The sequence below is a fragment of the Nocardia sp. NPDC055002 genome (assembly GCF_053608825.1).
In genome coordinates this window covers 1-6,694 of sequence record NZ_JBSGWE010000022.1, presented here as the reverse complement: position 1 = coordinate 6,694, position 6,694 = coordinate 1, and the positions used below count along the sequence as shown (strand labels likewise).

At 66.8% G+C, this 6,694-nt stretch carries 2 protein-coding genes; both read right to left on the bottom strand.

Annotated elements, in window-relative coordinates; translation table 11 throughout:
- On the bottom strand, positions 1 to 3,350 hold a 3,350-nt coding region (locus tag ACWF99_RS33855), incomplete at its 3' end, for a type I polyketide synthase (RefSeq protein ID WP_452538388.1).
- The coding region (locus ACWF99_RS33850; protein ID WP_452538387.1) for an SDR family NAD(P)-dependent oxidoreductase at positions 3,347 to 6,694 on the bottom strand (3,348 nt) is incomplete at its 5' end. The genes ACWF99_RS33855 and ACWF99_RS33850, both read right to left, overlap by 4 nt.

The window sequence follows — 6,694 nt, the reverse complement described above, 5'->3', positions numbered from 1 at the left end:
CACGACACCTCCAGCAACAACCGCTGCTGCGGATCCATCGCCAACGCCTCACGCGGCGAGATCCCGAACAACTCAGCATCGAAATCCGCCGCGTCATACAAGAACCCACCCGCTTTCGTACCGATCGCACTCAGCACGTCGGGTTCCCAACCTCGGTCGGGCGGGAAGGTGGAAATCACGTCGGTACCGGATTCGACGACTTGCCAAAGGTCTTCGGCGGAGGCGATACCTCCTGGATACCGGCATGCCGTCGAGACGATCACGACCGGATCGTCATCGACAGCGGCGAGTCCGGGCGTCGAAACCTCGACCGCCGACCGGCCGGTGAGTTCGCTGTCCAGCTGTTCGGCGACCGCGTCGACGGTGGGATAGTCGAAGAGCAGGGTCGCCGGCAACCGCAGTCCCGTCGCCTCCTGCAACCGGTTGCGCAGTTCGATCGCGGTCAGCGAATCGAATCCGAGGTCCTGGAAGGTACGGGGCTCCAGAACATGTGACGACGGGTATCCCAGCACACCGGCGGTCTGGGCACGCACTACATCCTGTAGCGCTCGCACCCGGTCGGCCGCGGACATCGCTGCCAGCCGACCGGCTACTGATCCGACCGGTGCGGCCCCCTCGCGCGGTGCCCGCTCGATCTGTGCCACCGAACCCGGCGTGTCCAGCCAGAACCGCCGGCGCTGAAAGGCGTACGTCGGAAGCTCGATCGTTCGCCGCGGTGTCTCGGCGAGCAGCGCACTCCAGTCCACGCCCAGCCCATGAACCCAGCCCTGGGCCGCCGACTCCACCACTCGTGAGAGATCGCCTTCGTCGCGTCGCAACGAACTCATCACGACTGCCGCCCGGCCGGTCGCATCGACCGCTTGCTCCATCGCGGGAACCAGTACGGGATGGGTGCTGACTTCGATCAGGAACCGGTAGCCCTGGGTCAGCAAATCCTCGATCGCGGCGTGGAATCGTACGGGCTGCCGTAGGTTTTCCACCCAGTAGCCGGCATCCATTTCCGGCCCGGCCAGCACCACACCGCGAACCGTCGACAACACCGCGATCCGGCCGGGGACCGGCCGCACGCTCGCCAATACCTCGGCCAATGCCGCCGCGACACTGTCGACCTGTGCGGAGTGCGAAGCGTAGTCCACCTCGATCCGGCGAGCGCGGACACCGTCGCGCGCACACTCGGCCAGCAGCTCGGCCAGCGCCTCGGCCTCGCCGGACAGCACGATGTTCTCCGGGCCGTTGTACGCCGCGATCGAAATCCGTTCGCCGAATTCGTCGATCAACTCCCGCACGCTCTCCTCTGGCAGCGACACCGACACCATGCCGCCACGCCCCGAGAGTTCGGCCGCGATCACTCGGCTCCGGGCCACCACCACACGGGTCGCGTCCGACAGCGAAAGCACGCCTGCCACAGCGGCGGCGGCGATCTCGCCCTGAGAGTGCCCGACCACGATCTGCGGTGTGACCCCGAGGGATTCCCACAACGCGGCCAGCGAGACCATCACCGCGAACGACACGGGCTGGACGACGTCGACAGCGTCCAGCGAGTCGGCCGCGCCGTTCGCGAGGACATCCAGCAAGGACCATCCGGTCAGCGGATCCATCGCATTCGCGCATTCGCGCATTCGCGCTGCGAACACCGGTGTGGTTTCGAGCAGTTCACGGCCCATCCCGATCCACTGCGCGCCCTGGCCAGGAAAGACGAACGCCGTCTTTCCCGCCCGCGCCATGCCCTTGATCACTCCGGACGCGACATCGCCGTTCTCGATCGCCGCCATGCCGGCGAGCAGGTGGGTGTGACTGCGACCGATCACCACCGACCGGTAGTCCAGCGCTGCCCGGGTGGTTGCCAAAGACCACGACACATCCGGCAGCGGAACGCAGCTGTCGAGTTCATCAGCCAGCCGAGCTGCCTGGCAACGAAGTGCCTCGGCCGTTCTGCCCGCGACCGGAAAGGGCAGTGGAAACGGCAGATCACCCGGCGACACGGAGGAACTGGTTTCAGTGACAGGTTCGGGCGCTTGCTCGAGAATCACGTGCGCATTGGTGCCGGAGACTCCGAACGACGACACCCCGGCGCGGCGCGGCCGCTCACCCGAGGGCCAGGGCCGCGCCCGGGTCACCAGTTCCACAGCGCCGGATGACCAATCGACTTGGGGTGTGGGGGAATCGATATGGAGCGTGGCCGGCACCAGGCCGTGGTGTATCGCCCCGACCATCTTGATCACACCGGCCATCCCCGCGGCAGCCATCGTGTGCCCGATGTTGGACTTGACCGATCCCAGCAGCAACGGGCGATCGGCCGGTCGGCCCTGGCCGTAGGTCGACAACAGCGACTGAGCCTCGATCGGATCACCGATCGTGGTGCCGGTGCCGTGCGCCTCGACGACATCCACCTCGCCGGGTGTCAGTCCCGCGTCTGCCAACGCGGCGCGGATCACCCGCTGCTGGGAAGGACCGTTCGGCGCGGTCAAGCCGTTGGACGCACCGTCCTGATTCACCGCGCTGCCACCGAGCACAGCCAGGATTCGATGACCGTGTCGCTGTGCGTCGCTGAGCCGCTCCAGCAACACGACGCCGACGCCCTCACCCCAACCTGTTCCGTCGGCAGCGGCCGCGAAAGCCTTGCAGCGTCCATCGGCGGCAAGGCCACCCCGGCGGGCGAACTCCTCGAATGCCTTCGGCGTCGACATCACTGTGACACCACCGGCGAGTGCCAGTGTGCATTCCCCGGCCCGTAACGCTCGGGCGGCCAAATGCAGAGCGACCAGGGACGACGAACAGGCCGTGTCGATCGTCAGGGTCGGTCCCTCGAACCCGAAGGTGTAGGCGATACGGCCGGACATGACCGCCGCGGAGCTGCCGAGCACCGTATGCGTTGAGGTATCAGCATCGGCGAAGCGCGAAATGTCCCAGTAGTCCTGGTCGTTCGTGCCGATGAAGACGCCAGTTCGGGTCCCGCGCTGCGACAGCGGATCGATTCCGGCCCGCTCGAGCAACTCCCATGTGCTCTCGAGCAGCAAGCGCTGTTGTGGATCCATCGCCGAGGCTTCTCGCGGTGAGATCCCGAACAGTTCAGCGTCGAATGCGCTGATGTCGTCCAGGAAGGCGCCCGCGCAGTCCGCGATGTCCCATCCTCGAGCCCCGGGAACGCCGGTGACAGCGTCTCGTTCGTCCATGACCAGATCCCACAGTTGCTCCGGCGACTCGACCCCGCCGGGGAATCGACAGGCCAGCGAGATCAGGGCTATGGGTTCGTCGGTTCGCGACTCCAGTTCCGCTACCCGCGCCCGAGCTCGCTGCAGTTCAGCCGAAACGCGCTTGAGGTATTCGACGAGCTTGTCTTCGTTGGTCACTGGCTCAGGTCTCCGAACTCACGATCGATGAAATCGAGGATGTCGTCGGCGTTGTCAACCACCGCGAGCGCGCCCGCGGAATTATCGTTGTCACGCTTGATCTTTCGCAGAATCGCCTGCAGGCGGCCGGTGATCTCGGTGACAGCGTTGTCGTCGTTGTTCAGTTCGACGAGGAGTTGTTCGACCGAGTCCAGACCCTGCATCACCCGTTCCGCGGGCGGCGAATCTCGCGGCACCAACCGTGCGATGAGGAAGTTCGCCAGATCCAGCGGGGTCGGATAGTCGTACACCAGTGACGGGGGCAGCGCGAGACCTGTCCGGGCAGTCAGCTGATTGCGCAATTCGACAGCGGTCAGCGAGTCGAAGCCCAGCTCGGTGAACGCCTGCTCGTCCGAGACTTCCGCCGGTGATCGGTGACCGAGCACCGCGGCGCTACAGGCCAGAACAATTCCGAGCATCACCTCCCGACGACGGGTGGCAGGCAATGCCGCGAGATCCGGCAATCGCGGAGCTTGCGACGAGCTTTCGGTCCCGGCAGCCAGCCCGCGCAGGACGGGCGGAACCTGACTCGGGCCGAGCGCTGACAGGTCCAATCGCATCGGCGCGAGCACAGGCTCGTCGCTGTGCAGCACCGCGTCGAACATCGCCGTCGCCTGCTCGGTCGTCATCGCGACGACGCCGGCCTGGGTAAGCCGATCACGCTGGGTGCTGTCGAGCCGCCCGCCCATTCCGGATCGGTGCTCCCACAGCCCCCATGCCACAGAGGTCGCGGGCAGACCACATGCTCGGCGATGGTGAGCGAGTGCGTCGAGGAACGCGTTCGCGGCGGCGTAATTCGCCTGTCCGGCAGTACCGATGAGCGCCGCCGCCGAGGAGAACAGGATGAAGCGATCCAGCTGGAGATCCCGCGTCAGCTCATGGAGGTGCCAAGCACCATCGATCTTCGGCCGTAGCACCTGCGACAGGCGCGCCCGGTCGAGCGACAGAATCGCACCGTCGTCGAGTAGCCCCGCCGCGTGCACGATGGCGCCCAGCCGACGAGGCAGGCGAGTGAGCATATCGGCCACTGCGTCCCGGTCGGAGACGTCGCAGGCGATCACGTCGATCTCGGCACCCAGCTCCGCCAGTTCCGTTCGCAACGCGAGCAGTTCAGGCGAATCCGGGCCGCGCCGACTCACCAGCACCAGGTGCCGGGCCGAATAGCGACGCACCAGATGTCGGGCGACCACCCCACCGAGCGCACCCGCCGCACCGGTGATCAGGATCGTGTCCTCGGGATCGGTGACATATTCGATCGCCGAGGGGACGGCGGCCGTCAACCGACGAACGCTGAGGCGATCACCGCGGATCGCGACTTCGGACTCACCACAGTTCAATGCCGCGCCCAGATGCTCGTCCGGCAATGTCGGCACGTCCAGATCGATATGCACGATCCGCCCTGGATGCTCGGTGTGTGCCGAGCGCAGCAACCCACACAACGGTGCGGCCGCCGCGTCTGCGATATCGTCGCCCGGCGCCACCGCGACCGCCCCAGAGGTCACGACTACGAGCCGGCTGTCCACGAACCGTTCCTCGGTCATCCAGTACTGCACGAGTTCGAGGGCCGTCGCGGTGATCTCGTGTGCGCGTTCGGGCATCGGGCCAGGCGCTGCTCGCAGGTAGGCGACGACCACCTCGGGCACATCGGCGGCCGAGTCTCGGATGGTGCGTAGATCCGAGCAGCCCGCGCCGATTCCGCCGGCGTTGTCGCCGACGGCCCCGATGACCGAGTAGCGGGGCACACCCGGGGCACGGCCGGTGCTCGGTATCGAGATCCACTCGTGGACATACGTGGCGGCGGCCGCGGCCTGCCCCTCGACCCGCACCGGCAACCGCGCGGCCGAAGGCTCCGCCCAGAACCGCTTCCGCTGGAACTGGTAGGTAGGCAGGTCGATCGAACGGCCGATAGGAAGACAGGTGTCCCAGGAAACCGGCACGCCGTCCACATATAGGTCCGCGAGTGCGGCCAACACCGTTGCCGATTCGGAACGCCCACCGCGCAAAGTCGCGACCACGAGTCCGGGATCGTCGTCGGCCAGACATTCACGCACCATCGGCACCAGTGCCGCGTTCGGATCGATCACCACATATCGGGTAACGCCGCGGGCCGCGAGCGTGCGCACACCGTCGACGAATCGCACGGTCTCCCGTGCGTGCCTGACCCAGTATTCGGGTGTGGTGACCTGCTCCGCGGTGAGCACTTCACCGGTGAGATTCGAGATCAGCGCGATCCGGGGCGGGCTGAACGAGATACTGGCGCAGATCTTTTCGAACTCGTCGAGCATGGGATCGAGAAGGGACGAGTGAAAGGCGTGCGAAACCTGCAGCACCGTCGTACGACGTCCGCGGTCGGCGAAGTGGGAGACGACCCGTTCGACGGCCGCGGCCACACCGGATACGACGACCGACCGCGGGCCGTTCACTGCCGCCAGGCCCACCTCACCGACCAACCGCGCTCGGACCTCGTCCTCGGTGGCCTCGATCGCTGCCATCGAACCGCCTGCGCCCGACGCATCTTCGTTCGAAGGCAGGGCCTGCATCAGTCCGCCACGTGCCACAACCATTCGCGCGGCATCGGAGAGGGTGACCACACCGGCGACGCAGGCCGCGGTGATCTCACCGATCGAGTGACCGATGGCATGGTCGGCGGTGACACCCACCGACGACATCGCTTGATACAGCGCGTATTCCACTGCGAACAGGGCGGGCTGGGCGAACTCCGTGCGATGCAGCAGGTCGGTGTCGTCGAACATGATGTCGCGCAGTGATCGGCCGAGCAAGGGGTCGATGTATGCGCAGACCTCGTCCAGCGCGGTCGCGAACGCCGGGTGGGTCTCATACAGTTCTCGACCCATGCCGGCCCGCTGCGATCCCTGCCCACCGAACACCACCGCCGTCCGACCGGCACGGACGACGCCCTGGTGCAGCCCAGCGCTCGGCACGGACTCCGACAGCGCCGCCAACTCCTCGCCCAGCTCGTCGCGGTCCGTCCCCACGACGACAGCACGATGTTTCAGGCTCGATCGTGTCGTCGCCAGGGACCAGGCGATATCCCGAAGCGCGGCAGCATCGCCGGTGAGACGCTCGCGAACCGCCACTGCCTGCGCCCGCAGGGCTTCCGGCGATGTGGCCGACAGCACCAGCGGTATCCATTCCGCGTCCGTCTCGCCGTCCGTGACAGGTTCGTCGGGTGCTTGCTCGAGGATCACGTGCGCGTTCGTCCCACTGATCCCGAACGACGACACCCCCGCCCGCCTCGCACGACCCGACACCGGCCACGGCACCGCCGCCGTCACCAACTCCAC